General features: G+C 70.0%; 23 protein-coding genes. 14 read left to right on the plus strand and 9 right to left on the minus strand.

From position 1 onward, the window contains the following. Positions 1 to 198 precede the first annotated feature (198 nt). From FNV62_RS03340 to FNV62_RS55275, 7 genes are all read left to right on the plus strand, one after another. Positions 199 to 774, plus strand: a complete 576-nt coding sequence (locus tag FNV62_RS03340; RefSeq protein WP_143599858.1) for a helix-turn-helix domain-containing protein — start codon at positions 199 to 201, stop codon at positions 772 to 774. Between the two features lie 18 nt (positions 775 to 792). After that, a complete protein-coding gene (locus FNV62_RS03345) occupies positions 793 to 1854 on the plus strand; it encodes a threonine aldolase family protein (protein ID WP_144314636.1) in 1062 nt (353 codons plus the stop codon). 756 nt (positions 1855 to 2610) lie between these two features. Beyond that, positions 2611 to 3039, plus strand: coding sequence for a hypothetical protein (locus FNV62_RS03350; RefSeq protein WP_144314638.1), 429 nt, complete (start codon positions 2611 to 2613; stop codon positions 3037 to 3039). Between the two features lie 448 nt (positions 3040 to 3487). Next, positions 3488 to 3955, plus strand: coding sequence for an SsgA family sporulation/cell division regulator (locus tag FNV62_RS03355; RefSeq protein WP_144314639.1), 468 nt, complete (start codon positions 3488 to 3490; stop codon positions 3953 to 3955). Between the two features lie 181 nt (positions 3956 to 4136). After that, on the plus strand, positions 4137 to 4991 hold the full coding sequence (locus FNV62_RS03360) for a Bax inhibitor-1/YccA family membrane protein (protein WP_144314640.1): 855 nt from the start codon (positions 4137 to 4139) through the stop codon (positions 4989 to 4991). Between the two features lie 139 nt (positions 4992 to 5130). Continuing rightward, positions 5131 to 6120, plus strand: coding sequence for a cytochrome P450 (locus FNV62_RS03365; protein ID WP_225900119.1), 990 nt, complete (start codon positions 5131 to 5133; stop codon positions 6118 to 6120). 24 nt (positions 6121 to 6144) lie between these two features. After that, positions 6145 to 6366, plus strand: coding sequence for a cytochrome P450 (locus FNV62_RS55275; protein WP_225900120.1), 222 nt, complete (start codon positions 6145 to 6147; stop codon positions 6364 to 6366). A gap of 105 nt (positions 6367 to 6471) precedes the next feature. On the opposite strand, the gene FNV62_RS03370 is transcribed toward FNV62_RS55275, so the two are convergent. The 4 genes from FNV62_RS03370 to FNV62_RS03390 form a co-directional block, all read right to left on the minus strand. Then, positions 6472 to 7065, minus strand: a complete 594-nt coding sequence (locus tag FNV62_RS03370) for a DUF308 domain-containing protein (RefSeq protein WP_144314641.1) — start codon at positions 7063 to 7065, stop codon at positions 6472 to 6474. 44 nt (positions 7066 to 7109) lie between these two features. Beyond that, positions 7110 to 8729: a tannase/feruloyl esterase family alpha/beta hydrolase gene (locus FNV62_RS03375; RefSeq protein WP_144314642.1), complete on the minus strand. Its 1620-nt coding sequence runs from the start codon at positions 8727 to 8729 to the stop codon at positions 7110 to 7112. 561 nt (positions 8730 to 9290) lie between these two features. Further along, entirely contained in the window at positions 9291 to 9983 is a 693-nt protein-coding gene (locus FNV62_RS03385; protein WP_143599864.1) for a cytochrome b/b6 domain-containing protein, read from the minus strand. Beyond that, complete coding sequence (locus tag FNV62_RS03390) at positions 9931 to 10599, minus strand: molybdopterin-dependent oxidoreductase (RefSeq protein ID WP_097282500.1); 669 nt, start codon at positions 10597 to 10599, stop codon at positions 9931 to 9933. Before FNV62_RS03390 ends, FNV62_RS03385 begins: the two co-directional genes overlap by 53 nt. 425 nt (positions 10600 to 11024) lie before the next feature. On the opposite strand from FNV62_RS03390, the gene abc-f reads away from it, so the two are divergent. The 3 genes from abc-f (at position 11025) to FNV62_RS03405 (ending at position 15083) form a co-directional block, all read left to right on the plus strand. After that, positions 11025 to 12617, plus strand: a complete 1593-nt coding sequence (abc-f, locus tag FNV62_RS03395; protein WP_144314643.1) for a ribosomal protection-like ABC-F family protein — start codon at positions 11025 to 11027, stop codon at positions 12615 to 12617. Between the two features lie 79 nt (positions 12618 to 12696). Further along, positions 12697 to 14364, plus strand: coding sequence for an ABC-F family ATP-binding cassette domain-containing protein (locus tag FNV62_RS03400; RefSeq protein WP_144314644.1), 1668 nt, complete (start codon positions 12697 to 12699; stop codon positions 14362 to 14364). Positions 14365 to 14519: 155 nt separating this feature from the next. Then, positions 14520 to 15083: a CGNR zinc finger domain-containing protein gene (locus tag FNV62_RS03405; protein ID WP_060898356.1), complete on the plus strand. Its 564-nt coding sequence runs from the start codon at positions 14520 to 14522 to the stop codon at positions 15081 to 15083. Positions 15084 to 15342: 259 nt separating this feature from the next. Here FNV62_RS03405 and FNV62_RS03410 read toward each other — a convergent pair whose 3' ends face one another. Next, positions 15343 to 16275, minus strand: coding sequence for an AraC family transcriptional regulator (locus FNV62_RS03410; protein WP_144314645.1), 933 nt, complete (start codon positions 16273 to 16275; stop codon positions 15343 to 15345). Between the two features lie 341 nt (positions 16276 to 16616). Here FNV62_RS03410 and FNV62_RS03415 point away from each other — a divergent pair, with 341 nt between their 5' ends. The 4 genes from FNV62_RS03415 (at position 16617) to FNV62_RS03430 (ending at position 19391) form a co-directional block, all read left to right on the plus strand. After that, the gene (locus FNV62_RS03415) at positions 16617 to 17303 is read left to right on the plus strand and encodes an alpha/beta fold hydrolase (RefSeq protein WP_144314646.1); all 687 of its coding nucleotides are present in this window, start codon (positions 16617 to 16619) and stop codon (positions 17301 to 17303) included. A 209-nt stretch (positions 17304 to 17512) separates the two neighbouring features. Continuing rightward, the gene (locus FNV62_RS03420) at positions 17513 to 17794 is read left to right on the plus strand and encodes a hypothetical protein (RefSeq protein ID WP_143654207.1); all 282 of its coding nucleotides are present in this window, start codon (positions 17513 to 17515) and stop codon (positions 17792 to 17794) included. A 363-nt stretch (positions 17795 to 18157) separates the two neighbouring features. After that, the gene (locus FNV62_RS55280; RefSeq protein WP_413083911.1) at positions 18158 to 18379 is read left to right on the plus strand and encodes an MBL fold metallo-hydrolase; all 222 of its coding nucleotides are present in this window, start codon (positions 18158 to 18160) and stop codon (positions 18377 to 18379) included. Positions 18380 to 18809: 430 nt separating this feature from the next. Then, positions 18810 to 19391, plus strand: coding sequence for a hypothetical protein (locus FNV62_RS03430; protein ID WP_144314647.1), 582 nt, complete (start codon positions 18810 to 18812; stop codon positions 19389 to 19391). A gap of 427 nt (positions 19392 to 19818) precedes the next feature. Here the strand turns inward: FNV62_RS03430 and FNV62_RS03435 are convergent, their stop codons facing one another. From FNV62_RS03435 to FNV62_RS03455, 4 genes are all read right to left on the minus strand, one after another. After that, positions 19819 to 20421 (minus strand): GOLPH3/VPS74 family protein, encoded by a 603-nt coding sequence (locus tag FNV62_RS03435; RefSeq protein WP_144314648.1) that lies wholly within the window; start codon positions 20419 to 20421, stop codon positions 19819 to 19821. Then, positions 20418 to 21857, minus strand: coding sequence for a dihydrolipoyl dehydrogenase family protein (locus FNV62_RS03440; protein WP_144314649.1), 1440 nt, complete (start codon positions 21855 to 21857; stop codon positions 20418 to 20420). Before FNV62_RS03440 ends, FNV62_RS03435 begins: the two co-directional genes overlap by 4 nt. Before the next feature lie 55 nt (positions 21858 to 21912). Further along, entirely contained in the window at positions 21913 to 22359 is a 447-nt protein-coding gene (locus FNV62_RS03445; RefSeq protein WP_143599872.1) for a VOC family protein, read from the minus strand. 543 nt (positions 22360 to 22902) lie between these two features. Continuing rightward, positions 22903 to 23091: a hypothetical protein gene (locus FNV62_RS03455; RefSeq protein ID WP_225900121.1), complete on the minus strand. Its 189-nt coding sequence runs from the start codon at positions 23089 to 23091 to the stop codon at positions 22903 to 22905. Positions 23092 to 23097 lie beyond the last annotated feature (6 nt).

A 23097-nucleotide genomic window follows, 5' to 3' on the forward strand; every position in this document is an offset into this window, starting at 1 on the left:
CAGCACAGCGGCCGGCCGACACGGGTCTTGCGTATGAGCCACCGGTGGCGCGCATTCCTCTCCATCAAGGGTTCACTAAATCGAACAGCGCGTTCACTTCGACGGATGGGTTCGGTATAGTGAACGCATGGTTCATTCGATCGGGGTTCTTCCGGCCCGCATCCGTGTGTCTCGCACCGCGACCCACGGGAGCCGCTGATGACGCCCCCTCCGTCCGGCCGCCGACCGGTCAGCAGTACCGCGGCCGCGGTCGGCGCGAAGATCCGCCTGCGCCGCCAGCAGCGCGGCATGAGCGCCGCGGAGATGGCCCGGCGCGCCGGGCTGAGCAAGGCGACCTTGTCGCAGCTGGAGGCCGGCAACGGCAATCCGACGATCGACACCCTGGATGCGATCGCGATCGCCCTGCGCATCCCGATCGCCGACCTGCTGGCGCGTGACGCCGACACCGGGCCGGTCTTCCGACCGGGCACGGACATCGAGCCCGGCGAGGTCTCCCGGGAACTGCTGCGCCGCATCAGCAGCGGCAACAGCCTGGAGATCTGGCGGCTGCGCATTCCGCCCGAGACGGAGCTGCCCGGCGTCCCGCACGCCACCGGCACGATCGAGCACCTGCTCATCGCCACCGGGCACGTCACCGCCGGCCCCGTCGACGCCCCGCAGGATCTGGGCCCCGGCGACATGCTCGCCTTCGCGGGGGACGCCCCGCACTTCTACCGCACCGGCGCGGAGGAAGTGGACATCACCGTCGTCTTCGCCTCCCCCATCAGCACCTGAGACCAAGGAAGACGCCTCATGAGCGCCGCCATCGCCATCACCCCCTCCAGCCGTGCCTTCATCAGCGACAACATGGCCGGGGCGTCCCCGCAGATAGCCCAGGCCGTCGCCGACGCGGCCGCCGGGCAGGTCCTGCCGTACGGCAACGACCCCTTCACCGACAGCGCCCGCCGCAGGCTCGGCGAGATCTTCGAGCGGGACGTCGATGTCTTCCCGGTCTCCACCGGGTCCGCCGCCAACGGCCTGAGCCTGGCCGCCCTCACCCCGCCGTGGGGCAGCGTGCTCTCCCACCCGGACAGCCACATCAACACCGACGAATGCGGCGCTCCGGAGTTCTTCACCAACGGCGCCAAGCTCGTCGGTGTGCCAGGCCCCGACAGCAAGATCGACCCCGAGGCGCTGCGAGTGGCGGTGCGCCGACGGGCCGGTGACGTGCACAGCGTGCAGCCGTCCGCGGTGAGCATCAGCCAGGCCACCGAGAGCGGCAGCGTCTACACCCTGGAGGAGATCCGCGGCCTGTCCGCCATCGCCAAGGACGCGGGGCTGCGCGTCCACATGGACGGCGCGCGCTTCGCCAACGCCCTGGACCATCTCGGCGCCACCCCGGCCGAGATGACCTGGAAGGCCGGCGTCGACGTCCTGTCCTTCGGCGCCACCAAGAACGGCGCCATGACCGCCGACGCGATCGTCTCCTTCGACCCCGCACTCGCCGCCGAACTCGCCTTCCGCGTCAAGCGCGCCGGCCAGCTCACCTCCAAGATGCGCTTCCAGGCGGCCCAGATCGACGCGTATCTCACCGACGGCCTGTGGCTGCGCAACGCCCGCCAGGCCAACGCGATGGCCACCCGCCTCGGCGACGGCCTCAAGTCCATCCCCGGCACCGGCCTTCTGGCCACCCCACAGGCCAACATCCTCTTCTGCCGCCTGCCCCAGCAGGTCACCGACGGACTTCTCTCCGAGGGCTACGTGTTCTACCACGACCGCTGGGAACCGGGGATCGTCCGGCTCGTCACCGCCTTCTCCCACAGCGCCGACGACATCGACCAGCTACTCGACGCGGTCCGCCGCCACACCCGCTGACCGACGGCCGGGGAACCGTCTCCGTCACACCGGCACCACAGGCAAGGGGGAACCGCGAGGCACAGGGCCGGCCCTAGGAGGAGACAAGCCGGTCCCGGCCGCGACTCGTGGCCGCTCCAGTAGCAACGAACCTGCACGCGTGGACCAGTAGCCGTCGGTCTCGCCGAGGCCCAGCTGTCGGCCGGGGTGAGGGTTTCGTGGACGACGCCGATCGGGCGCCGACCCCTGTAGCAATTTCGTGGCGCGACCGATCTTCGGCACGGCGGGCGAGGATGACCCGTTGCTTGCTGGCGTCGCCCACGAGGCGGCGGCATGGGTGCTCCTTCAGAGGCTGCGGGCGGTGATGTCGCCATAGGCGGTGGTCACGCGGATGTTCAGGCCTGCGGCGCCTTCGGTGTTCTTGAGTGCCTCCGTACCACCAGCAGACCAAGAGTCTGCTGGTGTCGTACTCGCCGAAGAAGCTGGGCTTCTTCTAAGTAGAGAAGGAGGGCGCCTGAAGCGGGCAGATGCCTGTCCGGCACCCTCCTGAGCACACGCTTGAGCAACGGGCCATCCGTCCGATCGGAACCGGCGCCCGCCGCCTTCAGGGTGTCCACGAAGCCGAGCGTGAGCGTCCCGCACGGAAACACATGCCTCACCTGATCCTCCTGGCAGGTGGCCGAACACCCTTGAGAGTAACCGTCTTGACAGGTGACGAGATGCCGTGAGAATCTCTCGTCACCGGTCAGAACGGTTACTTCTCGGTGAGGACATCCCATGGCAGTCGTGCGGTTCCATCTCGTCTCCAAGCTCGGCCCGAAGGACGTGCTGGAGGTGCTGACCGACTTCAGCCCCTCACGCGCCGAGGCCTGGCCCACGATCGACACCGCACACTTCGAGGTCCACGAACTCGGTGACACCTGGGCCGAGGTCACCGAGGGGACGGCCGCGGCCTGGGAGCGCGCACGCTACGAGTGGGAGCCGGCCGGTGACACGGTCACCATCACCACGCTCGACTCCAAGCTCTTCGGAGCCGGCGGCGGCTGGGTCTTCCGGATGACCCCGGAAGACGACGGCACCCGCGTCGACGTCGAGCTGACGCGGCAGCCGAGCACGGTCAAGGGCAAGATGCTCGCCGCGCTCCTTCCCCTGGCCGCTCCCGCGTCGCTGCGCAAGTCCTTCGCGGGGCCCCTACAGGCGAAGTGACGCACCACCGGCCCCTGATCCGCAGGGCCAACGGTGCGGCGCGGCTCACACGATGAGGGGCCGGCAGCGTGAGCTGTCGGCCCCTTCGTCATATCGCCGTGCACGCCGGTGCGGTCGGCTGTGGTGCTGTGTCGATCACTTGACCAGGCGGGCAATGAAGAAGTCGGTGAGCTTGTCGACGGCGGGGTTGAAAAGATGCACGCACAGTGGGTCTCGGCCGGACGGCTCATCCCGCCCGCCGACTCGCGGCCTCCGCAACCAATTGACTTACGTCACGCGCCGCGCGGTCCGTTCGGCGCCTCCCAGAAGCGACGCGCACCGTCATCAGCGCCCCGTCGGCCTCCCCGCTCCAGGCCGGCCTTGGACCGTCAAGTGACCGATGTGCGGTTTCCGTTCCCGGCGAAGAGTTGTTGGCACAGACTTCGTCCCACGGAGGGGAACTCCCGTCATGCATCGCGATCAGTTACCCCTGCAGGCGCGTTCGGCGCCCGAGCTCATACCTTCGCTGTTCCTGGACCTCGACCAGATGGTTGATGAGTTCACCCCGCTGCCGATACGTGCGGAGTTCCGTTTCGACCCGGACATGCCCGCGGTGATCACGGTCGAGTTCCTGGCGGAACGAGGACCGAGTCTCATCTGGCGCATCGGCCGCGAACTCCTGCATCGCGGGCTGACGTCGATGAGCGGCTGCGGCGACGTACGGATGTGGCCGGCGCTGCCCAGGGAGCGGCCCTCGTCCTGGCTGCTTCTCGAATCGCAGGAGGTGGAGGCTCTGTTCGAGGTGCCCGTCGCGCCGCTGGCGGAGTGGCTCGACGCGACCTACCGGGTCACCTCGGCCGAGGCGGAGATGGACGGTCTGGACTGGGAGAACTTCCTCGTGGAGCTGCTGGACGGCCCGGGGGCACCGTCCGAATGACCGCCACCGGACGGACGTACGGATGACTTGCTTCTCATTTCGTCACCTGTCAGAGTGGTGACGAACTGGGTTGCCGTCGTCGGCCCGATACATGGCCAGTGCCACACGTATGCCATCCCGGGCATCCGATGACAACGCTTTGCCGCAGGCCGCGAGTGTGCGGCGGACGAGGAGGAATGACGTGAGAACCAGCAACCCGATCTTTTCCCGCTGGGGTGCCGCCCGCGACGCCGGCCCGGCCGACGCCTACGCGCACCGGCCGGTGGGTGCCACGGTCGGAGGCCGGTCGACGGACGACTACGCGACCAACCCCTACGTCCCCGGTGCCGACACGTCGCCCCGGACCGACGGGACCGCGGTGACGATGGACGACGTCATCGTCCGCACCGGGACGATGCTCGGCACCGTGGCCCTGGCGGCGGTGCTGTCCTGGCTCGCGCTGCCCGTCGACGAGGCGAACATCGGCCGGTCCTACGGAATCGCCATGGGCGCGGCTCTCGTCGCCTTCGTCCTGTCGATGGTCCAGGCCTTCAAGCGGACACCGTCCCCGGCGCTGATCCTCGGGTACGCGGCGTTCGAGGGTGTCTTCCTCGGCGTGCTCTCCAGCACGATCTCGACCTACATCGCGCCGGGTGTGGTCGTGCAGGCGGTGCTCGGCACCTTCGCGGTGTCCGCGGGCGTGCTCGTCGCATACCGGATGCGCTGGATCCGCGTGACTCAGAGGTTCACCGGGTTCGTCGCCGCCGCAGCGACCGGCTTTCTCCTGCTGCTGGTCGCCGACCTCCTCTTCTCCGCCTTCGGCGCGGGAAACGGCCTCGGCTTCAACAGCGGCGGCCTCGGCATCCTCTTCGGCGTCATCGGCATCCTGCTCGGCGCGGCCTTCCTCGCCCTGGACTTCAAGCAGGTCGAGGACGCCGTCGCCCACGGTGCCCCGCGCGAGGAGGCGTGGCTGGCCGCCTTCGGTCTCACCATGACGCTGGTGTGGATCTACCTGGAGGTGCTGCGCGTGCTGACCATCTTCAACAGTGACAACTGAGTTCTCCGGCGTTTGAGGGGCATGCGCACCGCGCATGCCCCTCAAACGTGTCCGTGCGCGGGTCCGCCGGCTGAACCCTCACGGCACGCGGCTCGTTCTCATGGCGACGACCTGACCGCCGGAACGGGAGAGACACGTCTTGAACCCCCATGAGGGATGCCCGGACCAGGACGGCCAAGTGGTCATCGATCCCGCCTTCAAGGCGGACGCTCCCGCGCGGTACGCCCGGCTGCGGGGGTTCGGGCCCATCCATCCGGCCGAGTTCCACCTCGGACTGAAGGGCTGGGTGATCGTCGGCCACGACCTGGCCCGGGAGACGCCGACCCACCCCGCCCTGCTCAAGCACGCCACGCCCGCCGCCGATGCCCTGGCCGCCGCCGGCTACGTCCTCCACAAACCCCCGGTCGGGCTCGGCGCGCGGATGATGGAGGCCGACTCGCCCGCGCACACCCGTCTGCGCCGACCGGCCTCGGCCGCCTTCACTCCACGCCGTACGGCTGAACTGGCGCCGCGCATCGAGCAGATCGCCCACGACCTGATCGACGCGCTGCCGCCGGCGGGCGAGGCCGACCTCGTCGAGGTGTTCCACGCACCACTGCCGGCCACGGTCATCGCCGAACTCCTCGACATCCCCGAGGAGCACCACCTGGACGTCCGCCGCTGGTCGGCCCATGCGCTCCGGGTGGCCTCGCCCGAGCACCGCCCGGCACTGGCCGGTCTGCACGGGCTGCTGGCCGATCTTGTCGCGGACAAACGCCGCCGCCCCCAGGACGACCTGCTGTCCGCCCTGGTCGCCGTACGCGACGAGGAGGACGGCCGGCTGACCGAGGAGGAACTGGTGGGCACGGCCATGATGCTGATCGTCGCCGGTCACGAGAGCACCGTGCACCTGTTGGGCGACGCCGTGGTGGCCCTGCTGCAACACCCCGAGCAGCTGGGGCTGTTGCGCGAGCGGCCCGAGCTGATGCCCGGCGCGGTGGAGGAGTTGCTGCGCCACGACACCTCCGTCGAGCGCTCCACCAGCCGCTACGCGGCCGAGGACGTCGAACTGGGCGGGGTGCCGATTCCCAGGGGCAGCATGGTCGTCGTCGCTCTCGGTGCGGCGGGACGCGACGCCCCGCAGGCCTAGGACGACGACCCGGCCGTTCTCGACGTGACCCGGCCGGGCGCCCTTCATCTGGCCTTCGGGCACGGCATCCACTACTGCCTGGGCGCCCCACTCGCCCGCCTGGAGAAGACGAGCATCGCCCTGCGCACCCTGCTCTCCCGCGTACTCGAACTGGAACTCGCCGCCCCGGCGGACTCCTTGGCGTGGATCGGCTCCGGCATCATCCGCGGCGTGCTGTCCCTTCCGGTGCGCTATCGCGTCGGCTGACGACAGACACCTCGCTTCAGTTCCGGGAAGGACGACCCCGCACGAGAAACGTCCCGGCCCTCGCCGTGGGGCGCTGGCCGGGACGGAACAGAAGGGATACGGCTGTCAAACGGTCCGCGTGCGCAGCTGGCGGGCCTTCCAGCCCAGCAGGCCCGCCTGGACGATGAAGAACACCCCGCCGCCCGTGGCGTAGACCGAGAGCACGTCGAGCGAGGGATCGTCGCCCGCGGCCTGGATGTTGTAGATGATGCCGACGAGGAAGGACAGCCCACCCGCGATCAGCATCGGCCACTGCTTGCCCAGCTCGGGGCCGCGCCGACGGAGGCCGACGGCCACCTGGACCGCCCCGGAGACGACGGCCCAGGTGCCGAACACATGGAGCACCGGCGCCACGCCACCGGCCCCGGCGACACCGACCACGATGGCGGCGAGCGTGCTCAGCACCCCGTTGAACGCCGTGACCCGGCGCTCCGATCCGGCCGGGAGGGCCCGGTAGTCGATCAGTGAGGACACCGCGTCGATCAGCGGGTAGACGACCAGCAGTGTGATTGCCACGGCGTCGACGTCCTCGTGGGCTCCGGCGAACGCCAGGGCCCACGCCACGGCCAGGACACCGCGGCCCAGGTACAGCCTCAGCAGGGAGGAGCGCTCGTCCGCCGCGGCCGCCGGATGCGCCGGCGTCGATGTCTGCATGCTCATGTGAGTTCGGCCTTTCTCAGGTCAGGGGGTCGGCGTCGGCCCGGTCAGTGCCAGGACGGGGAGACGCACCGGAAGCTGGAGGCGACGGCGGGGTCGCCGCGGCCCTTGTAGCGGGACACCTGCGGGTAGCTGCACAGGTCGCGGTTGACGCTCTGCTGGGAGGCGTTGGTCAGGGTGGCGGGCAGGGTCGTGGGCGCCTTGCCATGCTCGACCCAGGTGGTCAGGGCGCCGAGGTCGTCGGTCGTGCCGTCACCCTTGTTCAGGCCGCAGTGGACGGTGCCCGGGGCGAGGAAGAGACGGTAGAAGTCGTCGACCCGCTTGGCGCCGCCCATCTCCCGCTCGACCCGCTCGCGGTACTGCACGGTGCCCTGGGTGGGGATGTACTGGTCGGCCAGGCCGTGCCAGGTCAGCAGCTTCCCGCCCGACCTGCGGAAGCCGGACAGGTCCGGGTCGTCCGTGCCGATGACCTTGTCGTACTCGGCCTGGGACTGCTTGAACAGCTGCGTGAACCGGCTGTAGGTGATCTTCGAGATGTCGAGGGACGGGTCCTTCGCCACCCAGAGCTTGACCCAGGCGGCGGGCACCGGGAACGGCGCGCCCGCGACGTTGCCGTCGGCGTCGGGCTCGGTGAGGCCGGCGAGGGCCGAGAGGTCGGCTCCGACCGGGACGCCGGACCACAGCTTCTTGCCTGAGGCGGTACGCGGACCGTCCCAGATCTTGCGCACCACGGCCGCGTCGGCCGCCGTGATGGTCAATTCCTTGCCGTCGCACACGACCTTGGTGCCGATCAGCGTGCGCGGGTCGAAGTCGCAGCGGGACAGGTCGTTGACCAGACCGTCCTTGACGCCGTCGAGCGAGTCGCAGGCCTTGACTGCGGCGTTGGTGAAGGCGTCGAACTCACACTTCGACGGGTAGGTCTTCTCGTTGTTCATGACCACCTGCGGCCACAGGGTGGCGACCTCGAACTCGTCCCAGTTGACGGCGGGAGCGTTGGCGAGGATGCCGTCGTAGTCGTCGGGGTAGCGCTGGGCCTCCATGTAGCCCTGGCGACCTCCGGTGGAGCAGCCGTTGAAGTAGGAGTAGGCGGGGCCCTTGCCGTAGACCCCGTCGACGACCTCCTTGCCGACAACCGCGGCCTCGTGCTGGGAGCGGGAGGCGAAGTTCTTCAGCAGCGCATTGTTGACCTGGCCGTTGCTGTTCAGCGCCCAGTCGGTGTCGAGGACGTCTTTGACGCCGGCGTCGGTGCTGACGGCGGCGTAGCCGTTCTTGACCGCGGTGCCCAGACCGACGCCGTTGTCGCCGGCCAGGTAGGCGGCGCCGCCGATCGCCTGGAAGCGGCCGTTCCAGCCGCTGACGGGCAGCCAGGTCCGCACCTCGGCGTGGTCGTCGTCGCCCGGGTGGGTGAGGGTGACCGTCACCTCGCAGTAGGCCGGGACGCCGGAGACCGAACCGCCCAGGGCCCCGGTACCGATGATGGTGCCGCCCGCCTGGCGCACCGCCGTCACGGACTCCACCTCGGTGCCGGCCGGGGCCTTCACGGACGGCGCCGCGCAGGCGAACGACGCGGAGGCGGAACCGTTCTCGGGCTCCGCCGAGGCGGTCGGCAGGTACACCGCCGCAGCCAGCGGCACACCGGCCGCGAGGACAGTCAGAAGTCGTCTCATTGCTTTCCCATCGAAGAAGGAGGTGTGCGCCTGGCCACGGCGACACATAGGCACGTCACATGAGCCGGAGTGGGTGGAGCGAAGGGTTCACCGCGGACGACGTCCGCACGTATGTCTCCGTGGCTCGTGTGTGCGAGCCGAGGCAGCCACTGCTCGCCGAAGACTGATCCAGACACTATCACCTGTTAAGCAGGTGACGAAGCAACATGGATTGAATCCCGGTGATCCAGTGGGCCGGTCATCCTCGACCCGGTCCCACTCTGGCCACGCGCCACATGTCCCGACAACAGTCAGTTGACGGTCCACATCCAGGAGCAGTGACCGAGCCCCATGACGGACGTGTTAGGTCATTCGACGGTCCGCCGCTCCGCCTCGGGGATGTCCATCTCCAGCCAGACGGCCCTGCCCGGCCGCTCGGAGAGGCGTTCCAGTGCGCGCCAGCGCGTCAACCAGGTACAGACCGCGGCCGCGCTCCGCCCATGTGCCACCCTCGGCGGTGAGAGGGCAGACGTTCCGGGCCGGTGCCTCAAGAGGGCAGACTGTCCTCGCCTGAGGGATACATCAAACTTTGTCCGTTTGCTCGGACACGTCACTCGCCCGCTCTTCCTTCAGCCAACGCGAGTGGTGCCGCTGCGCCCACGACCGGCTGACATATCCGGTGCGCATCCCCAGCCTCGCCTCGGGATCCCCGAACGCCATGCGCATGTGTCCGAGCACGACGAAGGTGATCGCCCAGGCCAGGAGGTCATGGACGAAGATCGCACTGGTGCGGGAGATGAAGGGCAGCAGCCCCATGAACCACATCAGCAGGCCGGTGAACATCATCACCGGCACGGCGCCGGCGATCCAGCCCGCGTAGAGCTTCTGGCCCGCATTGAACTTGCCGGCCGGGCGGGCCTCGGGCGAGGTACGGCGCCTGCGGACGGCGCGCAGCCACTGCCGGTCGTACACCGCGAAGCGGTTCAGCCTGTGCAGGTCCGCACGGAAGGCCGGAGAGAAGAGCCCGAGCAGGGAGGGCAGGGGCAGCGAGATGCCGGACCACTCGTGGACCGTGACCATCAGGTGCCGCCGTCCGACGAGCTGGGCCAGCGGCCCGAGGTAGAGGCAGGCGGCGGAGACCAGGCACAGCAGCATCAAGTAGCCCGTGGCCCGGTGGACCATGCGCTCGGCGGTGCCGAAGCGGCGCACCCGGCCCTCGTGTTCAGGCCGCGTCGCTGTGCCGGTCGGCGTCGTCGAGCCAGCCGTCGACCGCATAACCGCGCTCCTCCCAGTAGCCGGGAACGACCTTGTCGGTGACCGAGATGCCGGACAGCCACTTGGCCGACTTGTAGAAGTACATGGGGGCTACGTAGAGGCGTACCGGTCCGCCGTGCTCGTGAGTGATGGGCTTGTCCTGCATGTTCAGCGCCACCAGGACGTCCGAGCGGCGCGCCTGTTCCAGCGTGACACTCTCGCTGTAGGCGCCGTCGAAGCAGGTGAACCGAATCGCCGCGCCCGAGGGACGCACCCCAGCGTCGTCAAGGATGTCCGCCAGCTTCACTCCCTCGAAGGGCGTGTTCTCCACGCGCCATCCGTCGGTGCATACGACGTCGTGGACGACCCGGGTCTGCGGCATCGCGCGCAACGCGTCGAGCGTGTAGGTCTTCGGCGACTCCACCAGTCCGCCGACCGTGAGTTCGTAGTTCGTCTCGTCCTTGTGCGGCACCGAGCCGACGACGCTGTAGTACCGGAAGCCGCCCGGATTGGGCAGCAGACCGGTCAAGCCCGAGGGGTCGATCTGAGAGGCGGCACCGAGGAATCCCTCCCAGCCGCGCTGGAGACAGGGTGCGGCGGCGAGCCCCGCCGCACCCGCGCCGAGCATGCCGAGCATCGCCCGCCGACCCACCGGTGCGCCTCCGGCTCGCGGCTTCGGCTTTTCTGCCATGGTGTGTGCTCCTTCGGACACGTGTGAGCTCTACCTCGCACGATATCGTCACCGTTTAAACCGGTGACGATGCTTGCATGAGGTCTCGGTACTGTCAACAAGAAGCCGTTGACGGCATGACGACACACGTATGAGCCAGACGGCGAAGGACGAAGACGCCGGGTGTTAGGCTGTGAGCGACGTAGACCGTGTAGCGAGGAGTCGCAGACGTGGTGGGTGAAGACGACATCTCCGGATGAGATCCGGATCTGACGGCCACAGGCCGGCGCTCAGGAGCGCTGCCGAGGTGGTCCGTTTCGTCGTCCCCTTTTCCCACGTCTGCACAGGGCAGGGGCCCAAGCTCTGCCCTCAGTCCCTTCGAGGTCGCCTCCATGTCCGACGCCGCCATCGTCTGCTCGAACCTGTCCTTCGCCGTGACCAGCGGCCGCACAGGCCTGGTCGCCCCCAACGGCTCCGGCAAGAGCACCCTGCTCAAGCTGATCGCCGATGAGCTGAAGCCCGCCACCGGCTCGGTGTCCGTCGGCGGCACACTCGGCTACCTCCCGCAGAGCCTCCCGCTGACCGGGAACCTCACGGTCGCCGAGGTGCTCGGCGTCGCCGCGGTGATCCGGGCCCTGGACGCCGTGGAGTCCGGGGACGTCAGCGAGGAGCACTTCACCACCATCGGCGACGACTGGGACATCGAGGAGCGCACCCGCGCCCAGCTCGACCGCCTGGGCCTTGCCGACCTCACCCTGGACCGCAGCCTGAGCACGCTCAGCGGCGGCCAGGTCGTCTCGCTCGGCCTCGCCGCCCAGCTGCTCAGGCGTCCGGACGTGCTGCTGCTCGACGAGCCCACCAACAACCTCGACCTTCAGGCCCGGCACAAGCTCTACGACGTGCTGTCGGACTTCACCGGCTGTCTGCTGCTGGTCAGCCACGACCGGGCGCTGCTCGACCGCATGGAACGCATCGCCGAGCTGAGCAGCGACGAACTGCGTTTCTACGGCGGCAACTTCACCGAGTACGAAGAGGCCGTGCGCGCCGAGCAGGAGGTCGCCGAGAAGAACGTCCGCAACGCCGAGCAGGAGCTGAAGCGTGAGAAGCGGGAGATGCAGCAGGCCCGCGAACGTGCCGAGCGCCGCCAGAGCAACGCCGCCCGCAACCTCAAGAACGCCGGCCTGCCCCGCATCTTCGCCGGCACCATGAAGCGCGGCGCGCAGGAGTCCGCGGGCCGGGCCGGCCAGCTGCACGCGTCCCGGGTCAGCGAGGCAAAGGCCCGCCTCGACGAGGCCGGACGCGCGCTGCGCGACGAGCAGCGCATCTCCCTGGACCTGCCCGACACCCAGGTGCCCACCGGGCGCAACCTCTTCCTCGGCGAAGGGATGCAGGTCCACCTCGGGGGCAAGGCCGTGTTCGCCGCGGGCGGTGTCGACCTGACCGTCCGTGGCCCCGAGCGCATCGCGCTGACCGGTCCCAACGGCGCCGGAAAGACCACCCTGATGCGTCTGCTCACCGGCGAACTCGCCCCGGACGGCGGGGAGATCAAGCGCAACGAAGGCCGGGTCGCCTATCTCTCGCAGCGCTTGGACCTGCTGGACCTGGACCGCACCGTGGCGGAGAACTTCGCCGCTTTCGCCCCCGAGCGGCCCGAGGCGGAGCGGATGAATCTGCTCGCCCGCTTCCTCTTCCGGGGCGCGCGGGCGCACCTGCCCGTCGGGGTGCTCTCCGGCGGCGAACGGCTGCGCGCCACTCTGGCCTGCGTCCTGTGCGCCGAACCGGCCCCGCATCTGCTGCTGCTCGACGAGCCGACCAACAACCTCGACCTCATCAGCGCGGGCCAGCTGGAGAGCGCACTCAACTCCTACCAGGGCGCCTTCATGGTGGTCAGCCACGACGAGCGGTTCCTCACCGAGATCGGGGTGAACCGCTGGCTGCGGCTGGCCGACGGAACGCTCACGGAGACGGGAGCCCCCGCGGTGTGAGCTGTCGGCGTGCGCAGTGGTCCGCGTCCGAGGCAGCACGCCCCGCGGACCGAACACCGATCACGTTGGACGGTTCTCCATGCCTCAGCCCGCTCTGCTCGCCCACGACCTCGTCCGCGACCTGGGCGGCCGTCGCGTCCTCGACGGCATCTCCCTGACCGCCTCCCCCGGCCACCGCATCGGCCTGATCGGGGAGAACGGCGTCGGCAAGTCCACCCTGCTGCGCGTGCTCGCCGGCGTGGACGAACCCGACGCGGGAAGCGTCACCCGCCCGGGCGACCTCGGCTTCCTCCACCAGGAGATGCCGTACGACGCCGACTCGACCATCGCCGCGGTGCTGGACGAGGCGCTGCGTGAGGCCCGCGAGGACCTCGCCGAGCTGGACCGGCTCGGCGAGGAACTCGCCCGCGCCCCGGAGGACGACCCAGGTCACCGGAAGCTCCTCGACGCCTACGGAAGGCGGCTCGAGCAGGCGCAGGACCGGGAGTCCTGGGACGCCGACCGTCGTGCGGCCCTGGTGCTGGACGGCCTGGGTCTCGGCGCGTTCGGACACGACCGCACGCTCGGTTCGCTGTCCGGCGGACAGCGCGGGCGGCTGGCCCTGGCCGCACTGCTCGTCCGGCGGCCGTCGGCGCTGCTGCTCGACGAGCCGACCAACCACCTCGACGACGGCGCCGCCGTCTTCCTGGAGGAGCAGATCCGCGGCCTGCCCGGGACCGTGGTCGCGGCCAGCCACGACCGGGCGTTCCTCGACGCCGTCTCCACCGACCTGATCGACCTCGACCCGGCGGTGGACGGCCCGGTCCGCTACGGCGGAAACTACAGCGCCTGCCTGTCGAAGAAGCGCGCCGAGCGGGAACGCTGGGAGCGGCGGTACGCCGAGGAACAGGAGGAACTGGCGGAACTACGGCACGCGGCGGGGGTGACCGCGCAACGGGTCGCGCCGCATCGGGGCCGCACCGACAACGAGAAGATGGGCTACGGCCACCGGGCCGGCCGGGTGCAGAGCCAGATCTCCCGCCGGGTCCGCAACGCCACCCGGCGGCTGGAGGAACTGGAGCGCACCCAGCTCGCCGAGCCACCGCGCCCGCTGCGGTTCGCGGCCGGGGACCTGGCCGCGCGTGCCGAGGAGGGCTCGCGGCCCCTGGTGTCCCTGCACGGCGTGCGGGTGCCCGGCCGGCTCGCGCTGGACGGCCTGGAGGTGTCGGCGACGGACAGGCTGCTGATCACGGGCGGCAACGGGGCGGGCAAGTCCACGCTGCTCGCCGTGCTCGCCGGACGTCTCCCGGCCGAGGGCGAGGTGCACCGGCGGCGCAGGCTGACGGTGGGGCTGCTCACCCACGACACCGTGTTCGTGCGGCCCGGTCGCACCGTCCGGGACACCTACGAGCAGTCACTGGGCGCGCAGCGGGCCGAGAAGGTGCCGCTCGGCTCGCTCGGCCTGATGCACGAGACGGACCTGGACAAGCCGGTCGGGCAGCTGTCCGTGGGGCAGCGCCGGCGGCTCGCGCTGGCCCTCCTGGTGGCCCGCCCGCCCCAGCTGCTGCTGCTCGACGAGCCCACCAACCACCTCGCCCCTACCCTGTGCGACGAACTGGAGGCCGCACTGGGTCCCGGCCCCGGCGCGATCGTCGTGGCGAGCCACGACCGCTGGCTGCGCCGGCGGTGGCAGGGCCGCGAACTCCGTCTGGAACCGGGACGCGACCGGCGGGAAGAGGAGGCGGCACCGGCCTGCTCCGGGTCCTGAGCCGGGCCCGCTCGCGGTCCGCGCCCGTCTACGGTCCTGACCGGCGCGGACCGCGCGAGGTGCCGTACGATCTCGCTCACGCTGTCGCGCGGAAGCACCGCCTGGAACGGTGACGCTTCTTGCGCTCGACAGGAGTCACCTGTCAAGATGGTGATGTGAATCTTGACCATGTATTCGTATGCGGGCACCCGGCCCTCGACTTCGCGGCCACCCTCCGGGCCCGACGCTCGACCCGGTTCGAGATGTTCGTGACGCCGGAGCGGCTGAATGCCTGGTACCTGGAGTCCGGGCTGGTGGACACGATCACTCCCGGCGAGGAGGACGACGTCCGAGAGGCCACGACCGTGCGCGAGGCCATTTACCATCTCGTCACGGACCGCCGTCTCGGCGAGGAGTTCAACCGCGAAGCGCTCGCCGTACTCAACGCCGCCGCGCGCAAGCCCCCCGCGACGCCGCAGCTCACCGTGGCCGGACGGCACACCGACGCGACGCCCGAGCAGGCGCTGGCGACCGTCGCCCGGCAGGCCGTGGAACTGCTCAGCGGCCCGGACGTCCCCTTGATGAAGGAATGCGGCAACCCCGAGTGCACCCGGGTCTACATCGACCGCTCCCGGGGCATGCGGCGCCAGTGGTGTGGCATGGAGTCCTGCGGCAACAAGATCAAGGCCGCCGCGTACCGCGCGCGCAAGAAGTCCGCGCCCGCCGTGACCGCACGCTGACCTCCTGACCTGAGCGGCGCATGGCCCCGGCGAGCGCGGGGGTCAGTCGGCGCAGAGGTCTTTGAGGGGCGCCGGTCCGTCATGCGCGCTGGGGGAATGTTGATGAACAAGTTCCGCAAGCCGCCGAAGAATGGCGTCTCCGGTGGAACGAAGAGAGATGCCCCTCCCGTGCGCGCGTGCAGCCTTCACACCCGTGCAGGGAGAAACACGTGGGTCACTCGGACTGGCCGATCACGGAACGTATCACCAGAGACATGTGTCAGCGTATCTGCGCCACGTCCGCGGACTCCGGGTGTTCCCGGTAATGCCGGGGTGACGTCCCCATGACACGTTTGAACGCGGTGCTCAGGGCGCTGTCGGAACTGTAGCCAACCGCTTGCGCGATGGAGGCTACGGTCCCCTCCCCCTTGCGCAGCTGCTTGGCCGCGAGTTCGATCCGCCACGCCGTTAGGTACTCGTGCGGCGCCTGGCCGACCACCTTCTTGAACCGTGTGGCGAGCACGGTGCGGGAGACCGATCCCGCCCGGGCCAGTTCGGCGACGGTCCATGGGTGCGCCGGATCCCGGTGTACGCAGGCCAGCGCCGCGGCGACCGCAGGGTCGGCCAGGCCCGCGAGCCAGCCAGGGCCGGTGCCGGCCTCGCTCTCCAGATGGGAGCGCAGAACGTGCACGAGCATGACGATCGCGAGGTGCTCCGCGACCAGGGTGGCTCCCATCCGCCGGTGCCGTAGTTCCTCGTCGATCGCGTCGAGCACCCAGCGCACCGTCTGTGCCCGGCCCGTACCGGCCGGCAGGTGGATGACCGGCGGAAGGCCGTCCAGCAGCAGCCCCTGGGCCCGGGCGCCGAAGGAGAAGCGACCGCCGAGAAGATGCACCTCGTCGCCGCCGCCGGCCCGGGCCACCCTCGCATCGGCCCGCGCGAAGAGAGGACCCGCCGCGACAGCCGGCACTTGCGGGCCGCTGCGGAGCGTGAAGCCACGTCTGCGGGTCAGGAGGAAACAGTCGCCCTCCGACAACGCGATGGACGCCGGCACCCCGTCGACCTCCAGAAGACACCTTCCGCGCCGCACGGCGTTGAACTTCACACCTGGAGGCGGCGGGAATTCCACGGCCCAGTCACCGCCCGCCACCAGGCCGGCGGAGAGGTGACCGCGGGTGTCCAACAGCGCGAGGACGTCTTCCAAGGGGTCCACGCGGCTTCCTTTCCGGGCCGCCCGGCATGTCCTGGCCCCGCGGCTGCACAGGGCTGACAGAACCTGCGGCGCCTTCAACATACAGCGGCGCATCGACGTCCCTCAGGCAGAGCCCGAGGGATCGACAACTCTCGCGGTGCAGAACGCTCACGCAAGTCCGCCGGACGCCCGAGCATGGCCGCCGCTCGGCATGGTCCCTAGGCTGGCGAGGGTCGAGCGGGACATATGCCCCTTCATATGTGACCCCATATCAGGAGCACATGTCTTCCGCCCGGCCCCCTCGGCCGAGGCATCCGCCCACCACCGGACCCATGGTTCGCTTCGAGAAAGTCCTGCCCCGCATGACCAGCGCAGCGCACAACGACCCCGTCATCCTGCTCATCCACGGTGCCTGGCACGGCTCCTGGTGCTGGGAGCTGCTGGCTCCCGAACTCACCGCGCTCGGCTGGCGGGTGGAGACCGTCGACCTGCCGAGCGCGTCGGCCGACCCGGACAACACCGCCGGAATGTACGACGACGCCCGCGTCATCCGCGAGAAGCTGGCCGGCCTCGACGGGCCGGTGACGGTCCTCGCACACTCCTACGGCGGGCTGCCCGCGACCGAGGCCGCCGCTCCCAACGTGTCCCGTCTGATCTACCTCTCCGCGTTCCAACTGGAGGAGGGGGAGTCCCTCTCGGGGCTGAGCGGCGGCGCGCTGCCCAGCGGCAAGACCGGCACCCTGCCGGCCCACGAGGACCCCGGGAGCCACCTGTACGCGGACGTCCCGGACGATGTCGCGCGGCAAGCCGTCGACCGGCTGGTGCTGCAGACCGTGAAGTCCTTCAGCGAGCCCCTGACCACGGCCGCCTGGAAGGCCGTGCCAGCCGCGTACATCGTCTGCGAGCAGGACCGGGCAGTGGATCCCGGGTTCCAGGAGCAGATGGCGGCCCGCTCGGAGCGGTCGTACCGGATCGCGGCCGGCCACTCGCCCTTCCTGTCCGTGCCCGAGGAACTGGCCCGGCTGATCACGACGGACGCGGACCGCTGACCATGGCGGATTCACCTGTCCCTGTGTTCAGGGGATGTTCTCGGGAAAAGCCTGGCGCGTCGAGCGCTTCGGCACGCCGCGTGAGGCGGTCCGGCTGCAGGACATGACCTGGGAGGAGCCGAAACCCGGCCAGGTGCTGATCCGGGTGCGCACGGCGGGCACCGGATTTCCCGACCTGTTGAGGGCCACGGGGCGCTTCCCACTGCTCGGTGATCCCCCTTCGGGCGGGCGAGGAGGCCACAGGGGAGGTTGTCGCCGTACCGCCGGGCTCACGGTTCGCGCCCGGCAACCGCTCCACGGAAATCACCTGGTTCCTGGAGGGGTGGGGCGGATACGCGCAGTACACATATCTGCGTGAGGTGTCGGCCGTCCGGGCGCCCTCGGCCATGACGGACGAGGAGGCGGGTGGGTTCCCGATCGCCTTCCGGACCGCCTACGCCGGCCTGGGGGCTCCCGGCCCGGGCAAGTCGGTGGTCCGGGTGGCGGGGTAGCCGCGCGGGTCAGGTGCCGTCGGCCGGGGAGGCACCCAGAGCGCGCCACAGGCGGGGAGTTCCTCGCCGGGTGTGCGCGGACGTCAGGGTGTACGTGGCGGACGTCGGGGCAGTGGACCTCCGTGCCGGAACTGTGGCTCGCCCTGGGCGCCCCGGTGGCCGACGCTCTCATGGGCCTGCCGGCCGGCCGCGCCCCGCCGCTGCGCGCCGTGCGGATGGAGCCAGTGGACGCCGTTCACTCGCCCTCATGGCGACACGTGTATTGCCCGCTCCCGCTACAGGAATGCGGGAGCGGGCAATACCAGGACAGACCCAGACGCCGTGCCGGCCTCGCCGGAGGCGGTCGGGCTGAACGCAGGGTCCGTGGCCGCCGTCCTGGTCACGCATGCGCACAATGACCACATCGACGCGGCCGAACACCTGCGCGCCGCGTATGACGTGCCCGTCCTCATGCACCAGGGTTCCCCGCACCGGGAGCACCGGACCTGCCCGGTGCGCCCGTGCCCGTGCCCGTGCACACACCGTGGCACACCAAGGGCCACTGCGCCTACCACCCGCCCTGCCGCGGCGACTCCCTGGCCGTGATCGAGAGGCTGGACGCGGGTCTCGTCCTGCCCGGCCACGGGCCTGTGCACCACGGTCGGCCAAGGAGGCTGCTCTGACGGCCCGCGAGCACGCCGCCGCCAGGTGGACGGACCTCGGATCCGAGGGGCGGCCGACACCCGCACTCGTCCCCCGGCCGGCGCATACAACGGTCCACCAAGGGTCGTCAGGGCGGCGGTTCGACGACATACTTACCGAGCAGTATGTACGGGGCGGGAAGCTCGTGCGAGTGATGTCGCCGAACCCTCGGGAGGTCGAAGAGGGCACACACTTCCTATATGCGCAGGCACATCAGCGCCTATCGTGAAGAGTGGGCATGCCAGACGGACCATCTGGCGCTGACACTTATCCGCACGGGACCCTCGGCGTGGGTACCATGCGCAACGTCATCCATAGCAAGGGAGTGAACGGTGTGACCAGCCAATCAGCCTCCACGCTCCGATCGCGGTACGTAGCACAAGCCGCGTCGGACCTGGAGGAGAACCGCCAGCAACAGCGGGAGCTGGCGGAGAGGATCACGGTGTTGAAGCAGGAGGAAGCCCTCCTGTCGGACATCCTCAACCTCGCCGAGCGGTACGAGGGTTTCGCGGACGCGTCCCGTCTGCCCGAGCAGTTGCAGGACAAGCCCGTCGCCGCAAAGGCGAAGCAGGCCCCCGCCGGAGTTGCTGCGCGGCGCTCCACATCGGCCAAGACCACATCGGCCAAGACCACTCCGGCCAGCCAGACGGCGAAGGCCGGCGCGAAGGGGAAGTCGCGCCGGCCTCTGCTCGGTGACCTGCTGGCGGACCTGCTCGGCCAGTACGACGAGCCGCGTCTGGCGAAGGAGTTGCGGGACGAACTCCTCGAGAAACACCCGGACCGCAACCCCACACCGCAGGTGGTGCGGAACACCATCGAATCCCTGGTCGCCAAGGGACGTATCAGGCGTCACAAGCAGCAGCGTTCCGTCATGTACACCCTGGTGAAGCGGGGCGAGGCGGACAGCTCCGACTGACACCTGCGCTCGTCCCGCGGGCAGTGGTCCGCAGCCAGGCACTGCTCTGCACCTCGTGCGACACAGCCCGCCACGCGGGACGGGTGAGGCACCTCAGGGTGTGTGCCCAGGGTTCCTCCTTACAGAAGCCGTGCCACCTGGTCGAGGTCGTCAGCGGTCGGGCTGAGCATGAGTTCGTCGAGTCGGTGCCGTACGGGCGACGGTCGAGGCCTTCGAGCCCGATACCGATCTTCACGAGCGGGCATCCTCCTCACGACGGAGCCGACGGACGGAAAGATCCCGCCCGGGCTTCCTCTGTTCCCCCTTACCTCCACGGACCTCCAGGGGGAGAAGGTTCACCCGGAGTTGCCACCCCGTCTTAACGTAGGTGTGAACACCCCACTCACCGATGTGACGACACCCGTCGGCGCACCCCCGCTGCTGCGACCTATCCCCGCCACACGTTGTCGAACGCGGCGTTCTCGATGTCATGCCGCAGACGTACGGCCTCCAGCTGCGTCACCGCGCCGCCGACCGCGGCCAGCACCGTCGTGACCGCGTCCGCGTCGAGGCTCTCGTAGGCCTCGGCCGGGTCCGCCCCGATCCCTGCGGCTGCCAGCAGAGCGGCGAGGACGGGGTCGCCGGACAACCCGCGTTCCTCCGCACCACGGCGCGCCTGCGAATCGGCCAGGACGGGCCGCGCGGACCCCAGCCAAAACCCGTGGCCCCGTGGGTGGGTGACCAGCCCGGCCCGCTCCAGGTCGTCGACGTAGGCCGCGGCGAGCTCGCTGCCGCGGCGCCACAGCCAGTCGTCGACCGTCTCGTACGGCTCCCGCCGGGTGAGCGAGGCGTCCGCCTGGTCCAGCAGACGGTCACCCGTCGCCACCCGAGGGCCGGGCACCATGCGGTCGCCGTCCAGGCTCAGCGCCCCGTTCTCCAGGAGATCGACCGCCTCGGCCCCCGCGAGCGCGAGGGACAGGTCGCCCTGCGCCACGGGCAGGTCGGTCGGCATGCCCAGAGTGATGAGCGCGAGGTCCCGTGCGGTGGTCATGAGTCCCGCCTCGTCTCCAACAGGCGCAGCCACACCTCGCTGATGGTGGGGAAGGCGGGTACGGCGTGCCAGAGACGCTCGAGCGGCACTTCCCCGGCGACGGCGACGGTGGCCGAGTACAGCAGCTCGCCGACGCCCGGTCCGACGAAGGTGGCGCCGACGACGACCTGGCGGTCCCGGTCGATGAGGATCCGGGCCCGGCCCCGGTAGTCGGGCCGGTACTGGACGGCGCCCGCGAGGTGACCGATCTCGTAGTCGACGACCTCGACGCCCCGACCGGTGCGCTCGGCCTGGCTGACGGTCAGGCCCACAGAGGCGACCTCGGGGTCGGTGAACACGACGCCGGGGACGGCCTCGATGTCGGCCGTACCGCTGTGCGGAGCCCAGCGGCCGGTGTCCAGCCGCTCACCTCGGGCCCGGCAGGCGATCACGGCACCGGCGATGCGCGCCTGGTACTTCCCCTGGTGGGTGAACAGGGCCCGACGATTGACGTCGCCGACGGCGTACAGCCAGTCCCCGGGGACGGCGGTGACGGTGAGACTGTCGTCGGCGGCGAGCCAGTCACCCGGCTTCAGTCCCACGGTGTCGAGCCCGATGTCCTCCGAACGCGGGGCGCGGCCGGTGGCGAAGAGGATCTCGTCGGCGGTGATCTCACCGCCGTCCGACAGAGTGACACGGACCTCTCCGTCGTCCACCCTCGCCGCGCCGACGACGGAGATGCCGAACCGTACGTCCGCACCGGCCTCCCGCAGGCGCTCGGTGACCAGCTCGCCCGCGAAGGGCTCCAGCCGGGGCAGCAGCCTGTCCCCCCGGGCGAGCAGGGTCACCCGGCTGCCCAAGGCCTGCCAGGCGGTGGCCATCTCGACGCCCACCACACCGGCGCCGACGATCACGAGGCGCCGCGGCGGCTGCTGGGCGCTGGTCGCCTCCCGGCTGGTCCAGGGCCGAAGGTTCTCGATCTCGGGCAGCGGGGGCAGGTCCGCGCGGCTGCCGGTGCACACGGCGACGGCGTGCCGGGCCCGCAGGCGGACGGTGTCGCCCTCGGGCGTCTCCACGGACACCTCGCGCTCCCCCGCCAGCCGTCCGTGGCCCCGCAGCAGGTCGATGCCGGCCGACTTGATCCACTCGACCTGGCCCTCGTCGTTCCAGTCGGTGGACATGCGGTTGCGGTGCGCCAGGACGGCCTCGACGTCCAGCGGGTTCTTGACGCCGGGGTCGAGACCTGGGACGTGCATGGCGTCGGCGCGAAGCAGGACGGGGCGCAGCAGGGCCTTGCTGGGTTCGCAGGCCCAGTACGAGCACTCGCCGCCCGCCAGTTCGCTCTCCACGAGGACGGTGCTCAGGCCCGCGGCGGTGGTACGGTCCGCGACGTTCTCGCCGACCGGACCCGCGCCGATCACTATGACGTCGTACGTGCGGATGTTCTCGGTCGTCATGTGTCCTCCAGTGGCTGGATGCCGGTCGGATGGGTGCCGTGGTCCGTGGTGGCTCTCAGCGGCCGGGGGCGCGCTCGGTGACCTCCTGGAGGAACCACTCATTGCCGTCGAGGTCCTTGAAGGCGGCGAAGGTGCCGTAGCTGACCCGCTCGGGGTGCAGGCCGGGCACTCGGTGGGAGTCACCGGCGTGGTGGAAGGCGCCGGTCTCGTCGCGGAAGGGGCCAGAGACCTCCACACCGCGGGAGGTCAGCTCCTCCTGGGCCGTGACGATGTCGGTGACGGTCAGCTGGAGGCCGTGGAGCGTGCCCGCCTCCTGCCGGGTGAGGCCCTCCCCGAAGATGATCGAGCACTCGGAGCCGGGCGGCGTCACCTGCACGATCCGGTAGCCGTCGTTGATCGGGAAGTCGGCATCGAGGCGCCAGCCGAGCTGCTCCACGTAGAAGCCCTTGGCTCGGTCCACGTCGGAGACGGGCAGAATGACGACTTCCAGCTTCATGTCCATGGCTGTGATCTCGCTTTCGATGGTTCGGTCATGGGTTTTGGGTCGCTCGAGACCACACCCGTCAGCGGTGCTCACATACGTCGGCGAGCACCGAGCTCTCAAGTGTCGGCCGCGATCGACATGTGCCGCTTCAGTCATCTGAGGGTGTGGCTCGACAGCGTTGACTACTCGTTACTGAAGCCAGAGCACCTGACGGCGTCCGGATACGTGTGAAGGTTCGGCGCTCCGCCTTCAGCAAGGCGCGCGCACGACGGAGGTCATCGACCGATCACGGGAGGACAGATCTTGAGAAGAACCTCTCCCACCTCCCGCGCCGGCCGCGCCCTGACGGTGGGTGCACGGACGTCAGGTGCTCGGGTGCCACCACCGCTGTCATGACGGCCCCTCAGACTGACGGCGTGCCAGCTCAGTTCGATGCCCTCGACAAGGGCACCGACCTGATCACTGTCGTCATCGGCCGGCACCACTGACGTTCCCTTCGTAGCGAGGTGACCGGTCCGGCACGATCCGGTGCCGACCGGGCCTTTCGCGTGGTGCCGCCGGTCAGATGAAGCTCGAGGCCACCGGGCCGTACCCCGACAGCGCCGCGCCCTCGGCCCAGTTCCACACCTGGGTGTCCCTTGGCCAGTCCCGGTCCTCGGAGCCTCCCGCGGCTCGGGACGGCACCTCGCCGGAGACACGGTGGAGATCCGAACGAGGTTGCGGTGCGGTCTGTACGTGTGTGTGCGTCATGGAAGC

Origin of the sequence: Streptomyces sp. RLB3-17 (assembly GCF_007113425.2) — a bacterium.
Classification (GTDB): Bacteria; Actinomycetota; Actinomycetes; order Streptomycetales; family Streptomycetaceae; genus Streptomyces; species Streptomyces mirabilis_D.